Here is a 22,788-nt window from a genome sequence, read left to right as displayed (position 1 = left end):
TTATATAACGCTTATCTAGCTGTCGGAGATACTATGGAAAAGCCAACTGTTGCTGTCGACATTCTGGGCAAGTCTTTCAATATCAACTGCCCGAAAGGTCATGAGGCAGAATTAAAAGAAGCCGCAGAATATCTTAATAGCCAAATGCGTGAGCTTCGCGCAAGCGGCAAAGCGGTCGGACTTGAAAAAATTGCCATTATTACCGCTTTAAACATCACCCACGATTTGTTATCAAGCCGCAGCTACGCACGTTCGAACGAACAGCAGCTACGCGAGCTGACTTCTCAACTAGACTCGGCCCTAGGCCAACAAAGTAAAGCGGGCTAATAGTTTTTTAGATAGGTTTCTTGGCGTTTAGCAAGAGTTTTATTCACGAAAATTCTTCAAGTAGCGCATCTCTCCCCAAGATTTCAAGGGTGATTTTTCACGTCTTCTGCCCTATACTGGCGGTGTTTCCTGGGTTGTTCGAAGCGACTTAACGCCCTTGAGCCTATGAGCAAACCCCCGGAAAGATACTGCAGATTCGGTGAGCATGTCCGTGCGCCGGAAAGCCTAAAGAGTCTCAGTTATTTCCACCTTGAACCACTGGGTTCAAGGCCAATAGTCGAAACGGCAACTTGGGAAACACTTTTTATGTCTTTAGATCGCCAAACCTTGCGCCAAAACTTGCGCGCAAAACGTAAACAACTTACCGAAGCTGAGCAACATACTGCCTCCTTGCAAGTATTAGAGCAGTTCCAAACGGCACTGGCCTCATCGCTCGAACCACAGGCAAATCTAGCCCTATACCTCACCAACGATGGCGAAATCTCTCCAAGCGACATTTGTCAGTGGTGCTGGGACCATGACATCAATGTCTTTTTACCGGTATTGGTCGGCCAATCCCTCGCCTTTGCACGCTATACGCAAGACTGTGAATGGCAGAAGAACAGCTTCAATATCCTTGAGCCCGTTGACCCTGCACCGCTGGCAGGCTCTGAAATGGATATGGTGTTGATGCCGCTGGTTGGATTCGATGCTCAAGGTGGACGACTCGGCATGGGCGGCGGCTTTTACGATCGCACCTTTGAAAACAAAGCCGAGCGCACGCGTCTGATCGGTTTGGCGCACGATTGCCAAGAAGTCGAGCAACTCCCCATTGAGTCTTGGGACGTACCACTTAGTGGCATGCTAACGCCAAGCCGCCACATCAAGTGCTAAGACAGCGCTCAGTCTAACGTAATGCGAAGGTCTACCTGACCTTCGCTAACCCTTTCCAGCTGCAGCTGATGAATTGCCACACGCTCTTGTGCAAGGCCATTTAACCAGCTAGCCACCCTGACAAACGGCACATCTGCCGCCCAAATCTGCAACCGACTATCGCCATCTAACATCACACGGTCAGCACTGAACTGTGCCTTAGCAGCGGTTTGCGCCAAAATACGACGTAAGGCGTCGTTATCACGATCTTCAAACCGCTCTCCCTGTCCCACGCCCATCAGTTGCTGGGCCTGCATTTGTAGCGTCTGATACTGTTGCTGCGCTTGCGTCAAACGTAATTCAGCCTCACTTTGGGCGACAAGCAAAGGAGACAGTAGCAGCCAATAACAGCTGAGTGCCAGCAGCAATATCCCAGCACAGCGTAATAAGAGTTGTTCACGCCCAGTACGCGCTCGATACCAATGCCAGCTTTTTTGTAAGCCATGACTTTGCTCATATTGATGCATCAACCAGCCTTTCATCACCACTCCTCCTGAGCTTGGAACACACCGAGGTAAGCTTGATCTTGTCTGACAGTCTGCTGCAACTCTATTTGTGCACCTTGCGCCTGCAGTGTTTGCTGAATACGCTCCAAGTCAGACCGAGACTGAGCACGCCACTCAAAGCGATAGCCTGGCGACTGCCAAGACAAACTTTGTAACCCCATCCCTTCGACGGGCACAGGTGCTAGCGCGCCAAGCATGGCCAGCACTTGGTAGGCTGATGAGTCCTGATCGGGGCTATTAACCTCTCTCTGCTGCAGGCGGGCTTGCATTTGCCGGGGGAGATTAACCACTCGGCCCTCTTCTGGCACGAGCTGGAGAAACGCTTGGTTAGCTGCGTCTTCGACGTTGCCGGCTTGTTGATTAAGCGCTTGCGTCGTCACATAGCTATTGAGACTGTAGGCTGAGACAGCCAATATGGACAGTATCGCCGCCCACTTCCAAGACCTTTGGGCCGCCGTACGTTTTGTCAGTCTCAGATAGCGCCCTTGCAATAGATTGTTGCGCTGCCATGACTGTGACTGCGCAAAATGGGCATTCAGTTTATGGATATCCAGCACCGTGGCGGCTTGCGTTGGGCTAAGAGTTGCTGGCAACCAACACCATTGCTCTTGCTGATATTGGAAAGCGGCTCCTAGGAGTTCAAAAACAGCATCAGTGGAGCTCCCTTGCAACACACTCGGTAGTGCCAGTAAATACACATCCGTCTCGGTAAAAGGTGCTAACCAGCATTGCCAAGCCTGTAAATGTTCATGAGCCACGGCACAGCACCAGACTTTAGCGTCCGTAACGGGGCCACTGATGCAATGCATATCATCAACATTTTGGCCCACAAATGGTTCCAGTAAATAGGGCAATACTTTGTGCAAATGGCGACGTTGAACTTTGCTGATACTTAACTGGCGCATATGCACCCGATGGGCAGGGGCCAATAAAACCACTTCGCTAGCAGAAGCGCCAAGCGCAGGGTGTGCTTCGTTAAGGCTATGCCAAGCCTCTGTCATCTGTGTGACAGACGTGGCACAGCCTTGACTGGCCAACTGCTGATCATCAAACAACCACCAATCTGCCACCAGGTTATCGCTGGAGCAGGCTTCTCGTAATTGAAGTATCAATCTCTGCACAAGGTTTCCTATTAAATCGTCTTGCTGTGGCGCGGCAATAATGCTGTAGATAGTACGTCAAAGGGGCCAAAGGCGCGAGCAAAAGGCACCACTCGGCCATCGCTTAAACGTTGTAAACGGCTGTGTAAAGCGCGCTTGGTTGCGGCACCAGATAAGGTCACATAGACATCCACATAGCGACTTTCAAGATGCCACTCATCAGCCACTAAGTTTTGCTCAGCCAGTTCTGGCCACGCTAAAAAATCAGCCACCGTGTCAAAACCTGAACTGGATAAACGCGCCAACAAAGCCTCTCTTGCGGACGCCTTTAAGCCTGGAAAGTACGCCTTTAATAAGGGTTCATTCAATTGATTAATATTGATGGGAGCCGCTTCTGGCAACCAACAGATATAAGGTGCCAAGCGTGCAAACACGGCCTTTGGCACGGCTAATAAACCTAGCTCACTGGCGTTCACCAGTGGGCTATCAGCCGTCCGAAAGGCGGGTTCAAGCGCCAAATAATACTCGTCTTCATGACTGCTCGCGCTGCTTAACGCTTGGTCTCGATCAAGCCAATCTTTGACCACAGCAATCCAAGCCGAATCAAGCGACAGAGCGTTGGATAAATGGTCTAAACGCTGCTCGGTGATGGCCGCACGTGTGGGATCGGCCAACAAGTTAAGATTAATGCAGGATTGACGCTCAATGACATCAATCTGCAAGACTCGCGCTGGGCCATCTAGCTCAAAGTGCTGCCTCAACAGATGCCAAGGCCGATCGAGGTCAGGGAGCTCAGCATGATACATGCCTGTCCCATGCTGAGCCGCTAACCAAGCACTGGCCCAAGCCTCGCCTCCTAGCAACTGCTGACGCAGGCCAACGTTATCATTGCTAAAGGTGGTAACAGACAGCGAACGCTGCACATGCTGTATGGTGTATACCGACAAGCTGGCCACGACAGCCAACACCATCAACGCCATGATCAGCACCACTCCCCGTTGCTGGTGTGTCTTCATAACGCCCCTTCTTTTCCTGTACTGGGCAACTCAAAGATACGCTCAATGGTGCCAAACGGCGCTATTGTCAGACGTACCCGCAGAGCCTGCGCTGCTGCGCTAGATTCCCCACCAGGTAATGATGATGCCGCTAGTGGCCACTGGCCATGCCAAGCTCCATTCGCCAAGATGGCAAACTCTAGCCCTTGCACGGAATCCAATAGCACTTGGCGTATCGGTGCGGAATCTTGCGCACGATCCAGTACTCGCCAGCTGAGTCGCTGCAGCTCACCATTGCTTACCTGATAATGGACACGCTGCAGTGTCGCACGCCGCTCTTGTAACGGATTGCTCCAGCCTAAATGGGTCAAACTCAGCTCGCCGCTGTTCAGTAGAAGGCTTGGCTCAGATTCCCCTAGGACGTCGCGTATAGGGCGATCAATGTATTGCTCGCTATCCTGCTGCAGCCAATACACCGCCTTGGTTAAGCGTTCCAGGGCGTGTGAATGCTCCGCCGTACGGGATTCAAGGCGCATAGAGGTCCCCAGCATGTCATAGGCCGCCGCGCCCATGATGGCCATGATCAGCACCACCACTAAGAGTTCGACCAGGGTGAAACCTTGCTGCTGACGCGAGGACACAAGCAGCCGATTACAAGCCATTGCTAACACCTTGCACGGCACGCGGGTTTAAGCTTTGTGGTAGGTAACTGGTGAGCTGATAAATCGGAGCCCCCTCCTCATCCCTGCGGCTCGGTTCAAGCAGGAAAACTTGTATCTCTACGCGGCGCAGCCGTGCGCTTTCTTTCGTCACCCTTACTTTGCTCAGAAAACCCTGTCCAGCTTGCTCCACCTGCTGCTCATCAAAGTTCAGAGGCAGCCCTTGACGCTGAGCTAAGCGCAGCAGGGTAGCACGGTCCTCGGCCACCCAACTGGCCAGCAGTTTGTGCTGTAAATAACGACTGTGATCGGTGCCCGTTGCACTGGTTTGTAATAAGGTGATCCCGATGGCGGCCAGCACCACCAAGGCCACCAGCACTTCGATCAAGGTAAAGCCCTGCTTAGGGTTTGATCTGAAGGCCATTAATACCATCTCCGCTTAAGGTGTAAGATCGGCGGTTACTTTTGATGTGCCAGCGCAAAGGCACATACTCGCCATTGGCAAGCGCCACCCAAGCCATGCTGCCAGCTAGGTTCAGACTCTCTTGCGCATTGCGCACCTGCTCACTAACAGTGCTGAGTTGATACTCAAGTCCCGCTTGCTGTTCATAGAGCACACCTGCCTCTTGCCATTGCTGGCCCTGTAGCTGCCACAGTCGCAGCTGCCCTTGGCGCAGTTCAATAAAGCTATTACGTCCAGCCAACCAGCTTTGATCAATCAAGGTTTGCAACGCCTGTTGCAGTGCTAAGGCTTCGGTTTTAGCTTTATCTTGTTGTGCCCAACCGCTCATATTGGGTGCTACTAGGCTTACCATGACCCCTAATATGCTCAGCACCAGCAACAGCTCAAGCAAGCTAAAGCCATGGTGTTGTGCTCTTTGTGGTTTATAGCGCACGGCTGGAAATGTCCGCTGCGTCCCCTTCCCCGCCTTCGCGACCGTCGGCGCCAAGCGATAATAAGTCGTACTCCCCCTGCGCACCTGGACTAATGTACAAATATTCAGACTGCCATGGATCTTGTGGCAAAGCGGGCAAATAGCCCCCTTGTTTCCAGTTGCGCGCCTCAGGGTAACCAGATGGGCGCGTTACCAAGGCTTGTAAGCCTTGTGCAGTGGACGGATAGTGGCCATTGTCCAGTTTATACAGGTCCAACGCCGATACGATGTTGCGCAATTGCGTCTTAGCAACCGCCACTTTGGCATCATCGGAGCGACCTAATAAGTTGGGGGCCACCAGCGCCACCAACAGACTTAAAATCGCCGCCACCACCATCAATTCAAGCAAAGTAAAGCCAGAAGCTTGTGACTTTCCAGCAAAGCGTTGGTGTGGTCTAGATAGGTGTCCCATGGCTAACGTCCTTAACAGTTATCGCAGTAATTGGTTCATATTCATAATCGGTAATAAGATCGCCATGACAATCAACAGCACCACAGCCCCCATCACCAGTAGCATCAGTGGTTCAAACAGAGTGAGAAAATTGTTCATGCGATGCTGGCTCTGTTCACTTTGCTGACGTGCCGCTTTGTCTAGCATTTGCGCTAACTCACCACTGCGCTCACCACTGCTGATCAGCTGCAACATAAGCGGCGGCATATAGCGATTTTCCGCCAGCGCCTGTGACAGCGAACGCCCTTCTCGGACCTGCTGCTGCGCCGTTTGCAAGCGCTGTTTGAGCGCCAGATTGGTAATCACTTTACTGGCAATGTCCATGGCAAACACCAGAGGCACACCGCTTTGCGTCAACATCGCTAAGGTAGCCACGTAGCGGGTGATTGCAAGCCCCCCCAATAAACGCCCCAACCCGGGAAGTGCCAACAGAAACAGGTCTTGGCGCTGCCTAAAAGCCTGCATTGGTTGTGCAAGACGTAATGCTATGCCACTGAGCAGCAGAGCAAATACCAGCCAGACGCCCCAACTGGATAACACACGGCTGACACCAATAAGCGCCTCTGTTAAGGCAGGTAGCTCAGCTTTTTGTCGCACAAACACAGCAACAATATCAGGCATCACCGAGCCTAATAAAAAGCTCACAATGGCAATGGCCACTAGCGTCAGCAAGGCTGGGTACAAGAGTGCCGACTGCAAGGTTTGTTGATTCGCTTGCTCTCGCTCAGAATGATCCGCCAAGGCCGACAAAACCGAGGCTAGCTGCCCGGATTCTTCCCCTGCTTGGACACTGGCCTGAAATAAGGTGGGAAACGCTTTCGGGTAAGCACTCAGAGCCTGAGCAAAAGAGAAGCCCTCTAACACACGCCCACGAATGGCCAGCAACATACGGCGCACGCGCCCTTTACCCGATTGGGAAGCCACCCCAGACAAGGTTTCCTCAATGGGTAATCCGGCCTCAATCAAGGTGGCCAATTGGCGCATCAGTAGGGCTCGCTCACGGGTATTAAGATGCGTTTGAAAAAAAGCCTTACGGCTGGCTTTGGCGCTGTTTAGCTCTAATGGCACTAGCCCCTGTTCACGCAACTTGTGACGCGCATGCCGCTCGTTATCCGCTTCCAACAGCCCTTTACGCTTAGCGCCCGCGTCGCTCAAAGCACGATATTCAAATACAGCCATCAAGCGGATCCGTTCGCTGTGTGATCCATGGACACCTCAGCGGCGAGCTGGGAAGTCACACGCAGTACCTCCTCAATCGACGTCAGGCCAAGGGCAGCTTTTTGCAAACCGTCCTGACGTAAACTTGGACAGCGTTGACGCACCTGTGCCGCCAGCACTTGTTCAGAAGCCCTATCGTGGATCAAACGCTGTAAGGCGGCATCCATATCAATGATTTCATATATTCCCAAGCGCCCTCGGTAGCCCTGATGACAATGCTCACAGCCTTGAGGGTTAGCTTGATAAAGTCTGATACTCGTGGTCTCGAGCACGGCGAATAATTGCTGTGTCGCCAGGTCCATCGGCTGCTCTTGTTTGCAATGCTCACACAAACGACGCACCAAACGCTGCGCCACCACACCAACCACTGAGGACGACAAAAGAAACGGCTCAATGCCCATATCTTGCAAGCGAGTGACCGCCGCGATGGCACTGTTGGTATGCAGGGTCGACAACACCATATGCCCAGTTAAAGACGCTTGCACAGCAATCTCTGCGGTTTCCAAATCACGTATTTCACCGATCATCACCACATCAGGGTCTTGCCGTAAAATGGCTCTTAAGCCCTTGGCGAAGGTCATCTCGGCTTTGCTGTTGACCTGCGTTTGTGCCACCCCGTCAATGTGGTATTCCACTGGGTCTTCGACGGTCATAATATTGCTGCGGCCATGATTAAGATGATTAAGCGCGGCATACAAGCTGGTGGTTTTACCGGAGCCGGTAGGCCCCGTCACCAACACAATACCGTTGGGCTTTTCAATCAGCTGACGTAAACGCTGTTGGTCACTGGGACGCATTCCGAGGTGTTCTAAATCCATCTCTGCGACCGCTTTACTGAGCAAGCGCAACACCACCCGCTCACCATAAGTCGAAGGTAGCGTAGATACCCGTACATCGGTATCTTGCCCTGATACACGTAATAAAATTCGTCCATCCTGTGGCAAGCGTTTTTCAGCGATATCCAGCTTTGCCATGACTTTGATACGGGAAATCAACATGGGCGCTAAAGCACGTTTTGGCGCAATCACTTCACGTAACACGCCATCCACGCGAAAGCGCACCTTCAGCTGGCGCTCATAGGTTTCAATGTGGATGTCCGAGGCGCCAACATTGAGCGCTTCGCTCAAGATGGCGTTGATCAAACGAATCACCGGGGCATCGCCTTCACGCTCCAGCAGGTCTTCGTTTTCTGGGATCGCCTGTGCAAGGCTTTCTAAGTCGAGTCCTTGAAGATAAGCCTCGTCGTCTAAGGCCTTCACACTTTCTAACGTTTGCTGACCAGCCAGTTGATAATAACTTACCACTTGCGCCTCAAACGCTTGCTCGGATAAGGCTTCCAGAGTCGGCATTTCTGGGCTTAAGCGAAACGCCTCATTTAACGCAGGCAGGGTAGCGTCGGCACGGTGCGCTAACACCCACCCCGTGGCAGCTGGGTATAGCAGCACTCCGAATTCTTTGACAAACGAGTAAGCTAAAGCAGACAAATAAAGACCTTATGAGATTCTGGCACTAACGGGCACTGCTTTGCTGAGCAGTCACTTTTGCAGCGATTTCCTGACTTAACGCCCCCAGAATGGATGACATCACCGACACTGCGTATTCATACCCTGAGTGATTCAAGGGCTCACGCAGGGTAAAACGCTCACGTACCAAGTTGGCACCGGTTTGGCTTTCGACCACATAATTTCCAGACAAGATCACCGCATCACGATCGACGATATGAAAGTAATCAATGTTGACGTCCAACAGCAGTGCTGGGACATCGCTTAAGGATTGCGTTTGCGATAGACGATTGCTGAGTACTTTTTCAATGCCCACTTGCAGCGGTTCAGCCCATAAGTGATTGGCAGAGAAAAACAGCTCATGATCAGACACCTGAAGGACAATGTTCGCGCTTTGCAGATAGTCCGATAACGCCACTGAACGCACCTCGACCGCAGGGTGCTGCACCTTATGCGGGATCAACTGCATCGGCGTTCCGCTGAGCACATAATATTTTGGTGGCTGCAGTGTCGGCGAGGAACAGCCGACAACCAGCATCATAGTTACTAAGAGCAGTATCACTCTCATCGTCTTGCTCCTTGAGGCTCAATGTCTGGCGCCACCTGACTTTTAAAGATCAAACTATTAGGCGCTGTATTCATTTTCTGTAGTAATGGCGTCAACTCACGCATGGCATTTTGGATTTCGACCATGGTTTGATTGATCGTCGATACGCCGTTATCTTCCGTGGCAAATTTCTCTAACACATCGTTCAAGCTAGACAGTGTGGCATTCATCGCTGCCATATCAAACTCGTCTAACTTGCCACTGATCGAGCTGCTGGCTTGATTAAAGGCATTGGCACTGGTGGATAGGTCTTGTAGCAACACCCGCAAGTCCTCTGCCACGCCTTGTAACGGCAATTCATTGATTTTATCTAAGGTCGTACTTAACTGATCAGTGAATTGCACAATTTCATCCGGTATCGTCGGAATCAAAGGATAACCCGCCAGAAAAACCGTCTTGTAGTCTTCTGCTTTATCATCGTGCTTAAGATCAACAAACACCGCCCCCGTTAGCAAGCTGCCGGTTTTAAGGGAAGCACGAAGACCATTCTCTACCCATAAAGTGAACTGCTTACTGATAAAGTCTCGGCCCGTCTCATCGTCGCTTAAGTTCGCTCGCCCAGGTTGGATCGAAATCAACACCGGGATTTTGTATGACTCTGCATCCGCGCGCATTTTGTGGTCATCCAACTTGATGTTGATGTCCTCCACTTGGCCGATTTGCAAGCCACGGTATTCAACTGGAGCGCCCTCTTTGAGGCCACGCACCGAGCTTTCGATCAAGATTAAGTAGTAAACCTTCTCCACATAACGATGCGCCATGGCGCTTTTATAAGAGGGGTAAATTTGGAATACCTTGTCGTGCTCAAATGACTGACTCGGCGGCATATCTTCTGGCTCATCAAAGGTGATACCACCGGCGATCAGCGCTTCTAAATTTGGCGTCGTGACCCCCACACCATCGGCGCCCAGCTCTAGCTCAATACCGCTGGTGTTCCAAAAACGGGTATTGGAAGTGACCAATTTATCAAATGGCGCTTCGATGAAGGCACTGTATCGAGCGAGACGTTTTTCTAAATCGTATTCAACGGTTTCAATACGCCCTACCGACAGGCCACGGTAAATCACTTGATCGCCTACCTTAGCGGTAAACGACTTCTCGCTGTTTAAAAACACGCGCAGACCTGGCGTGCCGATCGGGGTCACAGGCGGATCTTCTAGGGCCACAAACTGACGTGAGGTTTGTTCATCAATGCCTGGCGCCATATCGATGTAGGAGCCCGACAACAGGGTTTGTAAGCCAGATATGCCTTCAAAAGAGACCCTTGGTGAGACCACCCAGAAGCGCGTATCCGAGCGTAGGAATTTTTCCGCTTTATTATCTAGCAGAGCGGTCACTCGTACCCCTGATGAGTCATCGTTCAGGGCAATAGAGTCGACATGGCCAATGACCACATCGCGGATTTTGATTTGTGTTTTGCCCGCTTCAAGCCCCGATGCCGTCTGAAACTCAATTTCGATTTCAATGCCCTTATCGTTCACTTCCTGCAGAATGAACCACAGGCTCAACACAAGAGTCAGTATTGGAATGATCCAAATCTTAGAAATGCGGTTGTTCGACCGAATGGTCGCAGGCAAAGCCTGCGATGCTTTATGACCTTGATCCGAAGGTAAACTCATTTTACTGCTCTTTCTCCCAAATCATTCTGCTGTCAAAAGACATGGCCGCCAACATGGTTAGCACCACCACCGCACAAAAGGCAATGACAGCAGAACCGGGGTAGACACTCATTGTGCTTCCAAGTTGCACTAACCCAGCTAAGATGGCGACCACAAACACATCAATCATCGACCAGCGCCCCATCATCTCGGTGATACGATATAAACCATAACGCTGTTTGATGCTGGCGCGACTGTTGGTCTGCACAGAATAATTTAAATAACCAATGGCTAACATTTTAAACATAGGCACTAAAATGCTCGCGATAAAGATAATCGCGGCAATCATATACGACTCATGATGCCACAAAGTGATCACCCCTCCTACAATCGTCGACGGCGAATCGACCCCCAAAAAGCGCGTCGTCATGATCGGTAGAAAATTTGCGGGGAGGTACAAAAGCACTGCGGTAAACAATAACGCCCAGGTCCACTGCACTCGATTATGACTTTTGCGGCTATCGGGTTTGACCGTCGGTTCTTGCATTAACGCCAGCTCCACCTGAAAGCGATCAAGATGCAGTAAGGTCAAGATATACAACACCATAAAGCCGATATAAAAATAAAAGCTCGGCCCGAACACCACATCCGCCATGGCAGTGATTTTTACCATGCTGACAATCACTCCGACCATAAACACTTCCGGCATGCACCAAATAATAAAATTGAAGCAGATCGCTATTTGCGCTTTAGTGGCACGCAAACCAACGCCGAATTTGATCGCTAACATCCAAGCACACAGTAGCAGCAAAACACTGGCTGGTAACAGGATACAGACAAATAGAATCACCCCTGCCAAGCCTAAGTAATCCTGTTGAATTAAGGTTTCTACTTCGCTAATTAAGGTGATCGAGGTGGTCAGGCCATTACTAGAGAAAGATAAAAAATCAAACGACACGGACAATGCCAGCAAGACCAATCCAGACAGACCTAGCGCTAGTACTTTGTCGATCCAATTGTGCTTTAACGACGTCAACTTATGACCGCAACGCGGGCAATAGGCAGTTTGATTAGGCGCCAGATGAGGCACCTGCGCATCAAGCCCGCAGCCATTACAGGAAATCACTCTCGTGTCATTGGAGCCAGGCGCTCCTAGCCTTTGCTGGTTCATCAAACTCACTACAACCCATCGCGGGTCTTCACCCATAAAAAAACGCACTATAGTTATAGCGCGTTTTTAAAGGGCCGAACAATGAAAAAACTTAAACAGTGCTGTTAGAAAGCACTTTCAATGCTGGCACTGACGTACAAACTACGTGGCTGTTCATCGCCATCAATTTCAACCGTTTCTAGGCCGTAAGCCAAGTCAAGGTTCAAACGTTTAAACAGCGTCGCACCGACCATCGCGTAGCTTAGCTCAGAGCCCGCCATGTTCTTCTTGTAGCCTAGACGAACAGCTGGAATGAATGAACTGCTGCTGTAATAGGCAGTGGATACCGTTGCCCACTGGTATTTGTCACCCACTAGGTCCGCTACTTCATTCAACTCATAGCTGGCAGCCAGGGACAATTGGCGATCAAATACAAACGTCGAAGCATCAACCGTGAACTGGCGCTCTAAAGTGTATTCTTCATTGAGCTCAAGTTCACCTTTTTGCGCAAACTCCAATGCCGCATTACAGCTTGGCAGGTTCACCGGTGTGACCGTCGTACAGGTGCTTGGCAGGGTAGCGTACTCAAAGCTTGGCTCGTTCAAGTTGGTCCCTTGCAGGCCTACTTGGTAATGCTCTGATGCCCAAATAGCGCCTAAATCTAAACCAAAATCTGTGCTGGTTTCTTGCTGATCAGAGAAGGCATCTGAGAAAGCGTCTTCCGTATCGTCATCTGAGGATTCTAAGTGCAACAAGGCTTTCCCTAGTGTCACACTGTGCGCGTTCAGCTTAGTACCCAACACCAAGGTACCGGCGTCACTGCTGTACACATCGGTTGAGTAACCCAAACCAAAGGTCACTATGCCGCCTGCTTTAGCGTACATCGACGAGTTGGTATCAAGACGGTAGTCACCATTAGTCTCTTGTACAATATCAATGTCATCATCCAAGAAACGTCCCTTCGCCACTGCGGCAATAGACAGATCCAGCATGAAAGCACCGCCATTATCGGTTTTATAGATAATCGGGAACACCGGCACTGGGGCACCCACCATGACTTTTAAATGCGCGTCTTCGCCCATTTGAGCCAATAGATCGTTGGCTTGAGATTGAATGTTTAGCGCTTGACCGATGGTCATCACTTCTTGATCCAACAAATCGTCTAAATCATCGATTTTGTCTTCTAGCGAGTCCACTTCGCCCACTTCGTAGCCCACACCAAGTGGGCCAAGAATACCAGTGCGGAAGTTGTCCCCTTCTTCACTGTTGACCATAAAGTAAGATGCGGCAGGGTTGCCAAGCGCCGTCATAAGAGACGCTGGATTGGCACTCGAGCCCAAGGTAAAGCTGGAGCCGAATGGTTGAGAGACGGGCGCAGCGACCGCGGCACCACACGCTAAGCTTCCTGCAATAATAAGCGCTTTTTGCATTACTAACCTCAATATTGAAACGAAAAATACGGGAAGCAACGCGTGCAATCTTGCCGCCACTTCCCTGTGACAACCAAAAAATAAGCACCGAAGATTACACTAAACTGACACTGCAAACATTCTTTCTATACAAATCCTTACAGATAACACTAAAAGTGCATGAAAGTTATAAGCAGAGTTCGCCACATCAGACTTATTCTGCTTTTTCGGGCATCGCGTAAGGCGAATCAAATCGCTCTTCTAACACCTGTGTTCGCTGCAACGAAAAGCCTTGCATCAGCTCAATGGTTCTAAAGCCGCTAAACTTATCATTGCTCACGGCGGTCACGTCTTGTTGTGAACGCAAGATAGTCGGACGTATAAACACCAACAAGTTACGCTTTTGATTTTCTTGAGAAGTACTGCGGAACAAGGCCCCAATCACAGGAAGATCCCCTAACAGGGGGACTTTTTGTTGCACTTCCACGACGTTATCTTCAATCAGTCCTCCCAAGACGATGGTACGACGATTGCCTGCGATCACTGTGGTAGAGATTTCACGTTTGGTGGTGATGGTGCCCAAGGAGCTGGGCTCAGCGGACGCCGCCTCAACCACCTGTAGCACTTCCATGCGCACTTCATCGCCGGCATTGATATGGGGTGTTACCTCAAGGGTTAAGCCAATGTCTTCACGGGTCGTGGTGACAAAAGCATTACTACTACTGTCTGCATAGCCACCGGTTTGAAAGGGGCGCGTTTCCCCCACTAAGATTTTCGAGGTCTGATTATCCAACGTCATAATCTTAGGCGTCGACAACAGATTGGCATTGGAATTACTTTCGATGGCTTGCAGTATGCCAGCAAGGTTCAGGTCACCATTACTGTTAAAACGAATGCCTGCGGCGGTTAAGCCATTGCTCAAGGTCGGACGTCCTGTAGCAATGCCAGTGGCGATCTCGGTAATACTGTTGCCCGCAGCGGTGAAATTGGTGCCCATGGCCGGCACTGTCGCGTCTGACGTGTCACCAAACAGCCACTGAAAACCAAAGGCTTCAGCATCGTCCATGTTCACTTCAGCAATAATGGCTTCCACCAGCACTTGCGCGCGTGGCACATCCAGCTCTTGTAGCACCGCCTGAATGTCCGCCAGAACACTGGGATCCGCTCGCACCACTAAGGCATTTAAATCTTCGTCGGCCTTGACCAAGGGCGTGTTCGCTGTGGTGCTGTCCGATGCCGTTGCTGGACTCAGCAAGCTACCGATCAGTTCCGCTGTCTTGGGGGCGTCCGCGTAACGCAGCGGCAACACAGACAGACGGCTAGCGGTTTTGCTGGGGCTATCGAGCTGTTTAATTAAGGCGACCACTTTTTCAACATCTTCTAGCTTACCTTTGAGCACCATACGATTGGTACGATCGTCCGCAATCACTTTGGTGCTCATGCTAACGGGCGCAGCGTTGCCACTCGCAGTGCTCGTCGGTGCGCCGCTTAGCTCAGTCATGAGCGCTAAAATATCGTTGGCCCAAGCATGCGCTAATGGCACCACCCGCACGACGCCTTCACTGGAACTATCAAGACGCACAATTAAAGACTCCAGCTCACGAATATTATCCGCATGGTCACTGATAATCAGCGCATTCACACTGTCCACGGCCGCTAGGTGACCGTATTGAGGAATCAGCGGGCGTAGAATCGGTACCAACTCAGAGGCGGTGGCTTGCTTAACAGGAATCATACGCGTGACCAATAGACCACCTGCGGCGATACCTTGACTGTCAAAGTCCACACCACTTTGCTTGGCCACATTTTGCGGCACAATTTTGATGCCGTCTGCCGTTTCAAGGGCGGCATAGCCATGCACCGTCAATACCGACAGCAGTAAGCGATACACTGCGTCTTCATTGAGTTCTTGATTGGAAATAACGCTGACTTGGCCTTTGACGCGTGGATCGACAATAAAACTCTTGCCGGTCATTTTTGCTACTTGCTGGATAAAGACGCCGATGTCAGCTTGCTGCAAATTCACCTGCCAAGTTTGCGCCATGCTGGGTGCCGCATTTAACGCCAGCACACACAAACCGCCCATCATGATTTTTCGCAACGACAACATGGTGAATCCTTTACTGTAAAGAGAAGTTAATCATAAGGCGTTTTTCGCCGCGTTCTATTTCCGCACGCAGCGAACCCGATTGCTGCAATTGCTCCTGCAGCGATGGTTCGGATTGAATGCGTTCTAGGGATAAGCCATTGACAGAGATAATACGATCCCCAGGTTGCAAACCTAATTGCGTGAGCGGACTGTCCTGATTGAGTTGATAGTGACCGTCTACGTGACTCACTCCCGCATCCTGCAACACCTGCTGCGGGTTGCTTGGCACAGTGGCACGGTCGGTTTGCCAAGTTTGTGTTTCAGGGGCCGTTGTTGGCACAGCCATTGAGGCACTAACAGGCGCTTCAGCGGACGGCGCGCTCGGCAAAAACAATGGCGCCGCGGTGCGTTCATTGGCAGAGCCAAAGAATAAGCTTTCCAGCTGATCAGCACGCTGCAATACCACATGGTCATTATAGACAGCGTTTAAGCGCACACCGGCAATGGGGCTATCGCCCACTTGGTAAGTCTTTTCGTTATTGGCGGCACTACGAATCACGGCCATACCCTGCCTAGGGTTTTGGCTCGGCATCACACCCAGTAACGTTAGGCGTAAAGCCGTCTCTTTAATAGGCTCGGACAGGCTACTGCTGCCAAATAAGTCGTTGGAAAGCGTGTCTATGACCGCTGTTTGAGGCGTTTGATCAGGCATCACAAATGGTTGTGGTACCACCTCGCTGGAAAACCATAGCTTGGCTGAAACACTGCCTAGCGCTACTGCTAACACGGTCACAGCGGTGACTTCTGTGGCCAGCAAGGCGAATTTTTCGAAGGCTTTCCAATGCACGAAGGTGACCTAATCGGGGCTTAACAATCAATGAAGCAACTATCTTCAACAAACCGACAATATAATGCAAGAAGATCGCACATTAATGACCTAACCTGACCTTAATAACGCCACATGCCCGTCAGTGGTTGTACCATGACAAACGCAGGGTATTCCTTTTTCCCAGGCCAACGCTGGCCAAGTGCCTCAATCAACTCCGGCATAACGGTCAACTCCAGCTCTTGGCTGGGCAGTAACTTGAGTTCAAACAAGGGACGATCTTGCTGCGAGCGCAGCGTTAGGCGTGGTTGGGGCTCTTGCGCCTCGATGAACAAATCACCATGCAGCTGCCAATTTTCAATGTTAGCGGCAATGGTTTGCTGCTCTACTTGATATTCAATACGGCCTGCCCCCCAGTGGGCGTGGGCACGAAAGGCCTGAAATTGCGCTTGGCTAAAATCATAAACGCTGAACCAACGCGTGATTTCAATGGCTTGCCCAGAAAGATGGACACCCTGTGGTGCTAAACTAGGGTTGAGCAGATCGGCTTCCATACGCAAGCCTTCAACCCACAGCGACAAGCTATTCATGGTCGGCTGTAGCTGGCCATAGCCAACCACCTTAGGATGATTCAGATGCCAAGTGATGGGTTCAAACAAGGAGGACAGTGACCAAGAAAACTGCAGCGGCTGGGACCATGCCATGACGGACACTTGTGCCTGCCCACGCCACCAGTGACCAGACAATCGCACCAGCTGTGTACCTTGCGGCATCACAAGGCGCAGCTGAGACGACCAATAATGCAGCGGCACATAAGCCCCCATGACACATGAGACAACGAAGACAAACCAAATAGCCAGTGCAATGTAAGTCCTGCGGCCCATGCCTGCACCCTATTGTGTCATCAGCTTTTTCGTCAAAGCAGCCAAATCTTCCGGTGTGTCAACACCGTGTGGCGGTAGCTCTTTGGTCAGCGCGACCTGCACCTTGATGCCTTGATGAAGGAAGCGTAGCTGTTCTAGCTTTTCCCATTTCTCTAACGGTGACATCGGCATTTGCGCATAGCGGCCAAGCAAAGACACGCGATAAACGTATAAACCAACATGGCGCAGGGCTGGGTAATCTTCCGCGATTTGTTGCGGTGATTGCGCAAAACCGTCGCGATCCCATGGCATGGTAGCACGGCTAAAATACAGAGCACGGCCTTTGGCATCACATACCACCTTCACCACACTTGGGTTAAAAATGTCTTCTTCACGATGAATCGGACATGCCACCGTGGCCATTTCCGATTCTTTATCATCTGCTAACGCTTGCACCGCGTTGTGAATCAAACCAATTGGCAGCAAAGGCTCATCGCCCTGTACATTGACGACGATTTCATCACCTGACCAACCTTTAAGGGATGCCACTTCCGCGAGGCGCTCGGTGCCGTTCTCATGATCGGTACGGGTCATCACCACGTCAGCGCCAAAGCCTTCTGCCGCAGAAAAGATGTCTTCGTGATCGGTCGCAATAGTGACCGACTCAGCGCCCGCTTTCAGCGCCAGTTCATAGACCCACTGCACCACTGGCTTACCGGCCAAATCGGCCAGCATTTTCTGTGGAAAGCGTTGCGACGCATGGCGCGCCGGAATGACAATATGAAACGCAGGTAAGTTACTCATGCTCAATCTTTCTTCTCAAATTCAGGACGTTTAGCCAGCTCATAAGCGCTTTTTAATGACATACGGGTCGCCAGCACTAGGTCCGCCACTTCACGGGCCACACCTTGGCCTGCAGAGCGTTGCAGAGTGATATCACAATGACGCAACAGTAATGTATGAGCGTCCGCTGGGCACAGGGAGATACCGACTTTTGGCATCACCTGTAAGTCAATCACATCATCGCCCACATAGGCCACTTGCTCAGGCTCAAGGGTCAAGGTTTGCATTAACTCGTCAAATGCCGCCGCTTTATTATGACAGCCGTAGTAAACATGCTGCACGCCAAGATCGTCCATACGCTTACGCAGTGGCGCAGAGTCTTTGGCTGTGATGACCGCCACATCCACACCCCACTTCGGCAACAGTTTCAAGGCGACACCGTCTTTGACGTTAAAACGTTTTACCGCTTCACCTTCAGCGCCGTAGTACAGACCACCATCGGTGAGCACACCGTCCACATCAAAAATCACCAGTTTTAAAAACGGCAACTTTTTCATCAGCAGGTTACCGTTCACCAGCTCTTGATAATGCTCTAAGAAAGCAATGTCCATTAAGCGCTCGTATCCAAGGTATCAAAGGTTTTAACCAGCTCGTCCAGCTGCTTAATTTGTTTTAGGAATGGCTCAAGTTTATTCAGCGGCAAAGCACACGGGCCGTCACACTTCGCGTTATTTGGATCAGGGTGCGTTTCTAGGAACATACTGGAAAGGCCTAGGGACATACCTGCACGCGCCAATTCCGTTACCTGTGCACGACGGCCGTCGGCAGAGTCTGAACGACCGCCTGGACGTTGTAGCGCGTGCGTCACGTCAAACATCACCGGGTAATCGAATTTCTTCATTTCACCGAAGCCTAGCATGTCCACCACTAGGTTGTTGTAACCAAACATGGTGCCACGCTCACACAGCATTAGGTTGCTGTTACCCGCTTCTTCACACTTAGTCAGAATATGCTTCATTTCATGTGGTGCTAGGAATTGCGCTTTTTTGATGTTAATCACCGCACCTGTTTTCGCCATTTCCACCACTAGGTCGGTTTGACGCGATAAGAAAGCAGGTAGTTGAATCACATCGGCCACTTCTGCTACTGGCGCACACTGATCGTTTTCATGCACATCGGTGATCACAGGGATGTTAAAGGTGTCTTTCACTTCCTGAAGAATTTTTAGGCCTTCGTCTAAACCTGGACCACGGAAAGAGTTGATCGAAGAACGGTTGGCTTTATCAAACGAGCCTTTGAATACGTATGGGATACCCAGTTTCTCAGTGATTTTCACGTGCTCTTCAGCCACTTTCATCGCTAGGTCACGTGATTCTAAAACGTTCACACCACTGAATAAGACAAACGGCAGGTGGTTGGCCACCTCAATAGAATTGCCAATACGGATGATTTTGCTGGTTTCTGACATAATCGTGTCTGTCCTATCAATCTTAACGGTCGTAAATTTCAAGCAAGCCAACCACGTGTTTCTCGTCGTCAACGGCTACTAATAAGGTGATTTTATCGTGCAGCATGCGCTCTTCTGCTTCAACAATCATGGTGTCTTGGGAAATGGTTTTTGGGTTAGGCGTCATCAGCTCCGCCATGGTTTTACGGAGCATTCCCGCTGCGTCTTTAAGCATGGCACGACGTAAGTCACCGTCGGTAAAGATCCCCGCCAAGCGCTCGCCCTCTTTGATCAGCACCACCCCGCGGCGACCTTGGGTCATCACCGCAATGGCGTCCTGCAATGAGGTTTCAGGGGTACAAAACGGCAGATTGTCTTTGTGCATCAGATCTCGCACACGGGTCAGCAACTTACGACCTAGGCTACCGCCTGGGTGGAAGCGTGCAAAGTCTTGCGGTTGGAAATCACGACACTGCATGAGGGCCACCGCCAGTGCATCCCCCATGGCAATGGTCATGGTGGTTGACGTAGTCGGCGCTAAGTTGTTCGGGCACACCTCGCGATCAATGGCAATGTCCAGCACGCAATCGCAATGCTGCGCAAGCGTCGAACTGGCGTTACCAACAATGGCGATGGAGCGGTTACCAAAGCTTTGTAGCGACGGTAGCAAGCGGATCACTTCTTCCGTTTCACCGGAGTAGCTAATCAAAATCAGCAGATCGTCTTTGTGCACCATGCCCAGATCGCCATGAAAGGCTTCCCCTGGGTGCATAAAGAAGGATGGAGTACCGGTGGAGGCTAACGTTGCAGCGATCTTTTTACCAACGATACCGGACTTCCCCATACCACAGATGATGACACGGCCGTGGCAGTTGAGCATCAGGGTGACAGCTTGGGAAAATTGTGTATCGACTCGTTCCGCCAAGCCCATCAAAGCTTGTGCTTGAGTCGTGAGAGTGGTTTTAGCGCTGGTGATCAGTGTTTGTGAATCACAAGACAAAGTAGACAGGGTATCGCTCATGGGCCAACTCGAATTCGTAAATAGTGGCGCCATTATACAGAGGCAAAAGCAGAACGCCTACCAATCCAAGTAGGCGTTCCAGTTTGTTTTACTTAAGACAAGTCGCGTATTGACCTGCGAGGGCTTCAAGGAAAGCTGGGTAGCTGTCATTTGATAACTCTAGAGATACGCCTAATGGGTCCAGCACAGCGGTTTTCACGCTGGTCCCTCCGACCAGTGTCTTAACGATCGCTGGGCTAAATTGCGGCTCACTGAAGACACACGCCACCTTGTTTTCTTCAATTTCAGTACGAATATTCGCAACCGTTTTCGCACCAGGTTTACGCTCAGGACTTAGCGTAATCGCGCCCTTGTTGTTGAGCTTATAGTGGTTCTCGAAGTAACCATACGCTTCATGGAAGACAAAGTAAGGCACATCTTTTACCGGCTCTAGAGCGGCTTGAACATTGTGATCCGCCGCATCTAACATACGAATAAATGTATGGTAGTTGTCCGAGAACGTTTGTTTGTGCTCTGGATCGAGCTTACTCAACTGCTCCATGACTTCATAAGCCAGCACTTTTGCATTGACTGGATCTAGCCATACATGCGGGTCTGTGCCCGAGTGATCATGCCCTTCATGGCCGTGCTCGTCATGCCCTTGGTGCTCATCGTGTTCTTCATGTCCTTGGTGCTCATCGTGATCATGGTCTTTGTGCTCACCATGTTCTTCATGATGCTCATCGTGGTCATGGCCTTTGTGCTCACCATGTTCTTCATGATGCTCATCGTGGTCATGGCCTTTGTGCTCACCATGTTCTTCATGATGCTCATCGTGGTCATGGCCTTGGTGCTCACCATGTTCTTCATGATGCTCGTCGTGATCATGGCCTTGGTGCTCACCATGTTCTTCATCATGTTCATCATGTTCATCGTGATGATGCTCTTCTTTAGTATCACCAAACTCACGCAGGTAAGTACCGCTTAGCGCCATCCACTCAATGTCTTTTTTGCCAGATAGGTTGGCTAAGGGCTTTTCAAGGAAGGTTTCTAAGCTTTCGCCGACCCACACCACGAGATCCGCTTGATCAAGCTTACGCAGGTCCGAAGGACGCATGGCAAAATCATGTGGCGACGCTTGGTTATTCACCAACTGTTCTACCTCGACTTGGTCACCACCGATGGCTGAAACCACCATGGAGACCGGCTTAATCGAGGTCACAACATGTGTCTGTGCGAAAGCAGAAACTGACAATAATAGAGAGGCTGGGAGCGCGTACTTCAACATGAGAAAGAGTCCAATTAACCAAAGATGTTATAATGTAACAATAACAACCTATGAGGAATTTCTCAATCCCTTGTATCGCAAACTATCAAATTGTCTTCAAGGTCGCCCAATCCTTTGCCCGCACCACTAAGCCCGAGCGCTGCCCGATCGGCAGTTTAGTATTGGGAAAGACAATCGCGTCATTATTCTGCTGGATTTGATAACAACTCTTACTCGAGCGGGCGAGCTCAAAGCCTTTGCTAAAGGCGGTAAAATTCTTTTCATCCGCGGCGATGTTTAAACGGTAGTCGTCTGCATCTTTGGTTAATACATCCACCACCTCATAGAGACGTACCTGCTGCGCTTGCCCTTGCGCCAGATTGGCTTCCACTAGCAATTCTTTTAAGGCCTGCTCGAGTTGTGTCAACTTGCTGAGATCATTATCGCCAAACGGTCGCACTTGCCCCAACTCCACAGTGGCCGCTTGGGCGCCATGATGCGCATAAGAATAATAAGAAAAGGTCGTAGTGGCCTGATGCGATAACAGAACCGCCTCTAAGCCGATGGCATCGTAGAAGGCAAATTGTTGCTTTTGATACGCCGCACCGTTGGTGAAAGGATGTACCGCAAACTTTTCATATTGCGAACCACGAATCGCTGTATGCAAGTCGTAATGGTATTTTTCCCCCTGTTGATGCTGCTCGAAGAAGTCACTCACAGTTTGTTCCAGTAACTGCGCCCTAGCGACTTCCATGCCCTGATAACGCTGCCAGGCGCCACAAAATAGACGATTCAGATTCACATCACAAAAACGCTCACTCTGTACCATGGCTTGCGGGTGGCCGAAAATGATCAACAAGCGTACCGACAAAGCTAGCTCACCTGTGAGTAGTTGTGCGACCAGCGCATTTAACAACTCAATCGGCGCCGTTTCATTACCATGGATGCCAGCCGACAACACCACGCTGTGCTGGGCTTGCTCGCTTGGTTCTAAACGCAAAATCCCTCGCCCTTCAATAAACGCCGTACCATAGGGAAAAATATATTCGCTAGCGCTCGCCTTCTCAGGCTGAGCTAAGGTGAATTGAAGGAAATCGTGGTTTGGGATTGACATACTACTCTCCAAGCAAGTCCAAGCGTTGTG

At 50.7% G+C, this 22,788-nt stretch carries 24 protein-coding genes and 1 other RNA gene; 3 read left to right on the top strand and 22 right to left on the bottom strand.

Annotated features, from left to right (window positions below; all coding sequences use genetic code 11):
- Window positions 1-33 precede the first annotated feature (33 nt).
- The 3 genes from MAQ5080_RS11220 (at window position 34) to MAQ5080_RS11210 (ending at window position 1,200) form a co-directional block, all read left to right on the top strand.
- A complete protein-coding gene (locus MAQ5080_RS11220; protein ID WP_067209887.1) occupies window positions 34-327 on the top strand; it encodes a cell division protein ZapA in 294 nt (97 codons plus the stop codon).
- A gap of 123 nt (window positions 328-450) precedes the next feature.
- A non-coding RNA gene (gene ssrS / locus MAQ5080_RS11215) (6S RNA) lies at window positions 451-628 on the top strand.
- A gap of 5 nt (window positions 629-633) precedes the next feature.
- Window positions 634-1,200, top strand: coding sequence for a 5-formyltetrahydrofolate cyclo-ligase (locus MAQ5080_RS11210; protein ID WP_067209890.1), 567 nt, complete (start codon window positions 634-636; stop codon window positions 1,198-1,200).
- Window positions 1,201-1,208: 8 nt separating this feature from the next.
- Here MAQ5080_RS11210 and MAQ5080_RS11205 read toward each other — a convergent pair whose 3' ends face one another.
- From MAQ5080_RS11205 to astE, 22 genes are all read right to left on the bottom strand, one after another.
- The gene (locus tag MAQ5080_RS11205; RefSeq protein WP_067209893.1) at window positions 1,209-1,721 is read right to left on the bottom strand and encodes a type II secretion system protein M; all 513 of its coding nucleotides are present in this window, start codon (window positions 1,719-1,721) and stop codon (window positions 1,209-1,211) included.
- On the bottom strand, window positions 1,721-2,866 hold the full coding sequence (gspL, locus tag MAQ5080_RS11200; RefSeq protein ID WP_067209896.1) for a type II secretion system protein GspL: 1,146 nt from the start codon (window positions 2,864-2,866) through the stop codon (window positions 1,721-1,723). The genes MAQ5080_RS11205 and gspL overlap by 1 nt, the downstream gene beginning before the upstream one ends.
- A gap of 11 nt (window positions 2,867-2,877) precedes the next feature.
- Complete coding sequence (gspK, locus tag MAQ5080_RS11195) at window positions 2,878-3,861, bottom strand: type II secretion system minor pseudopilin GspK (RefSeq protein ID WP_067209898.1); 984 nt, start codon at window positions 3,859-3,861, stop codon at window positions 2,878-2,880.
- Entirely contained in the window at window positions 3,858-4,502 is a 645-nt protein-coding gene (gene gspJ / locus MAQ5080_RS11190; protein ID WP_067209901.1) for a type II secretion system minor pseudopilin GspJ, read from the bottom strand. The genes gspK and gspJ overlap by 4 nt, the downstream gene beginning before the upstream one ends.
- Window positions 4,492-4,923: a type II secretion system minor pseudopilin GspI gene (gene gspI / locus MAQ5080_RS11185; protein WP_067209904.1), complete on the bottom strand. Its 432-nt coding sequence runs from the start codon at window positions 4,921-4,923 to the stop codon at window positions 4,492-4,494. Before gspI ends, gspJ begins: the two co-directional genes overlap by 11 nt.
- Window positions 4,901-5,395 (bottom strand): prepilin-type N-terminal cleavage/methylation domain-containing protein, encoded by a 495-nt coding sequence (locus tag MAQ5080_RS11180; RefSeq protein ID WP_067209907.1) that lies wholly within the window; start codon window positions 5,393-5,395, stop codon window positions 4,901-4,903. Before MAQ5080_RS11180 ends, gspI begins: the two co-directional genes overlap by 23 nt.
- Window positions 5,385-5,846, bottom strand: coding sequence for a type II secretion system major pseudopilin GspG (gene gspG / locus MAQ5080_RS11175; protein ID WP_067209910.1), 462 nt, complete (start codon window positions 5,844-5,846; stop codon window positions 5,385-5,387). The genes MAQ5080_RS11180 and gspG overlap by 11 nt, the downstream gene beginning before the upstream one ends.
- An 18-nt stretch (window positions 5,847-5,864) precedes the next feature.
- On the bottom strand, window positions 5,865-7,064 hold the full coding sequence (gene gspF / locus MAQ5080_RS11170; protein WP_067209914.1) for a type II secretion system inner membrane protein GspF: 1,200 nt from the start codon (window positions 7,062-7,064) through the stop codon (window positions 5,865-5,867).
- On the bottom strand, window positions 7,064-8,587 hold the full coding sequence (gene gspE / locus MAQ5080_RS11165) for a type II secretion system ATPase GspE (protein ID WP_067209917.1): 1,524 nt from the start codon (window positions 8,585-8,587) through the stop codon (window positions 7,064-7,066). Before gspE ends, gspF begins: the two co-directional genes overlap by 1 nt.
- Window positions 8,588-8,612: 25 nt before the next feature.
- Window positions 8,613-9,173, bottom strand: coding sequence for a PqiC family protein (locus MAQ5080_RS11160; RefSeq protein ID WP_067209920.1), 561 nt, complete (start codon window positions 9,171-9,173; stop codon window positions 8,613-8,615).
- Complete coding sequence (gene pqiB / locus MAQ5080_RS11155) at window positions 9,170-10,831, bottom strand: intermembrane transport protein PqiB (protein WP_067209922.1); 1,662 nt, start codon at window positions 10,829-10,831, stop codon at window positions 9,170-9,172. Before pqiB ends, MAQ5080_RS11160 begins: the two co-directional genes overlap by 4 nt.
- 1 nt (window position 10,832) lies before the next feature.
- Window positions 10,833-11,981 (bottom strand): paraquat-inducible protein A, encoded by a 1,149-nt coding sequence (locus MAQ5080_RS11150; protein ID WP_067210200.1) that lies wholly within the window; start codon window positions 11,979-11,981, stop codon window positions 10,833-10,835.
- 104 nt (window positions 11,982-12,085) lie between these two features.
- On the bottom strand, window positions 12,086-13,390 hold the full coding sequence (gene traF / locus MAQ5080_RS11145; RefSeq protein WP_067209925.1) for a conjugal transfer protein TraF: 1,305 nt from the start codon (window positions 13,388-13,390) through the stop codon (window positions 12,086-12,088).
- A gap of 193 nt (window positions 13,391-13,583) precedes the next feature.
- Window positions 13,584-15,479: a type II secretion system secretin GspD gene (gene gspD, locus MAQ5080_RS11140; RefSeq protein ID WP_067209929.1), complete on the bottom strand. Its 1,896-nt coding sequence runs from the start codon at window positions 15,477-15,479 to the stop codon at window positions 13,584-13,586.
- Window positions 15,480-15,489: 10 nt separating this feature from the next.
- Window positions 15,490-16,305 carry a type II secretion system protein N gene (locus MAQ5080_RS11135; protein ID WP_067209932.1) on the bottom strand — a complete coding sequence of 272 codons (816 nt, stop codon included), beginning with the start codon at window positions 16,303-16,305 and terminating at the stop codon, window positions 15,490-15,492.
- A 101-nt stretch (window positions 16,306-16,406) separates the two neighbouring features.
- The gene (locus MAQ5080_RS11130) at window positions 16,407-17,168 is read right to left on the bottom strand and encodes a hypothetical protein (protein ID WP_067209935.1); all 762 of its coding nucleotides are present in this window, start codon (window positions 17,166-17,168) and stop codon (window positions 16,407-16,409) included.
- A 9-nt stretch (window positions 17,169-17,177) separates the two neighbouring features.
- Window positions 17,178-17,951: a 3-deoxy-manno-octulosonate cytidylyltransferase gene (gene kdsB, locus MAQ5080_RS11125; protein WP_067209938.1), complete on the bottom strand. Its 774-nt coding sequence runs from the start codon at window positions 17,949-17,951 to the stop codon at window positions 17,178-17,180.
- A 2-nt stretch (window positions 17,952-17,953) separates the two neighbouring features.
- Window positions 17,954-18,541, bottom strand: coding sequence for a KdsC family phosphatase (locus MAQ5080_RS11120; protein WP_067209941.1), 588 nt, complete (start codon window positions 18,539-18,541; stop codon window positions 17,954-17,956).
- Window positions 18,541-19,398, bottom strand: a complete 858-nt coding sequence (gene kdsA, locus MAQ5080_RS11115) for a 3-deoxy-8-phosphooctulonate synthase (RefSeq protein ID WP_067209942.1) — start codon at window positions 19,396-19,398, stop codon at window positions 18,541-18,543. The genes MAQ5080_RS11120 and kdsA overlap by 1 nt, the downstream gene beginning before the upstream one ends.
- Window positions 19,399-19,420: 22 nt before the next feature.
- Complete coding sequence (locus MAQ5080_RS11110; RefSeq protein ID WP_067209945.1) at window positions 19,421-20,398, bottom strand: KpsF/GutQ family sugar-phosphate isomerase; 978 nt, start codon at window positions 20,396-20,398, stop codon at window positions 19,421-19,423.
- 88 nt (window positions 20,399-20,486) lie between these two features.
- Window positions 20,487-21,599: a zinc ABC transporter substrate-binding protein gene (locus MAQ5080_RS11105; protein WP_231915737.1), complete on the bottom strand. Its 1,113-nt coding sequence runs from the start codon at window positions 21,597-21,599 to the stop codon at window positions 20,487-20,489.
- A 151-nt stretch (window positions 21,600-21,750) separates the two neighbouring features.
- Window positions 21,751-22,758, bottom strand: coding sequence for a succinylglutamate desuccinylase (gene astE / locus MAQ5080_RS11100; protein ID WP_067209950.1), 1,008 nt, complete (start codon window positions 22,756-22,758; stop codon window positions 21,751-21,753).
- Between the last annotated feature and the right edge of the window lie 30 nt (window positions 22,759-22,788).

This window comes from Marinomonas aquimarina (genome assembly GCF_900089755.1).
Lineage (GTDB): Bacteria > Pseudomonadota > Gammaproteobacteria > Pseudomonadales > Marinomonadaceae > Marinomonas > Marinomonas aquimarina.
This window is presented reverse-complemented; position numbering and strand designations above follow the sequence as displayed.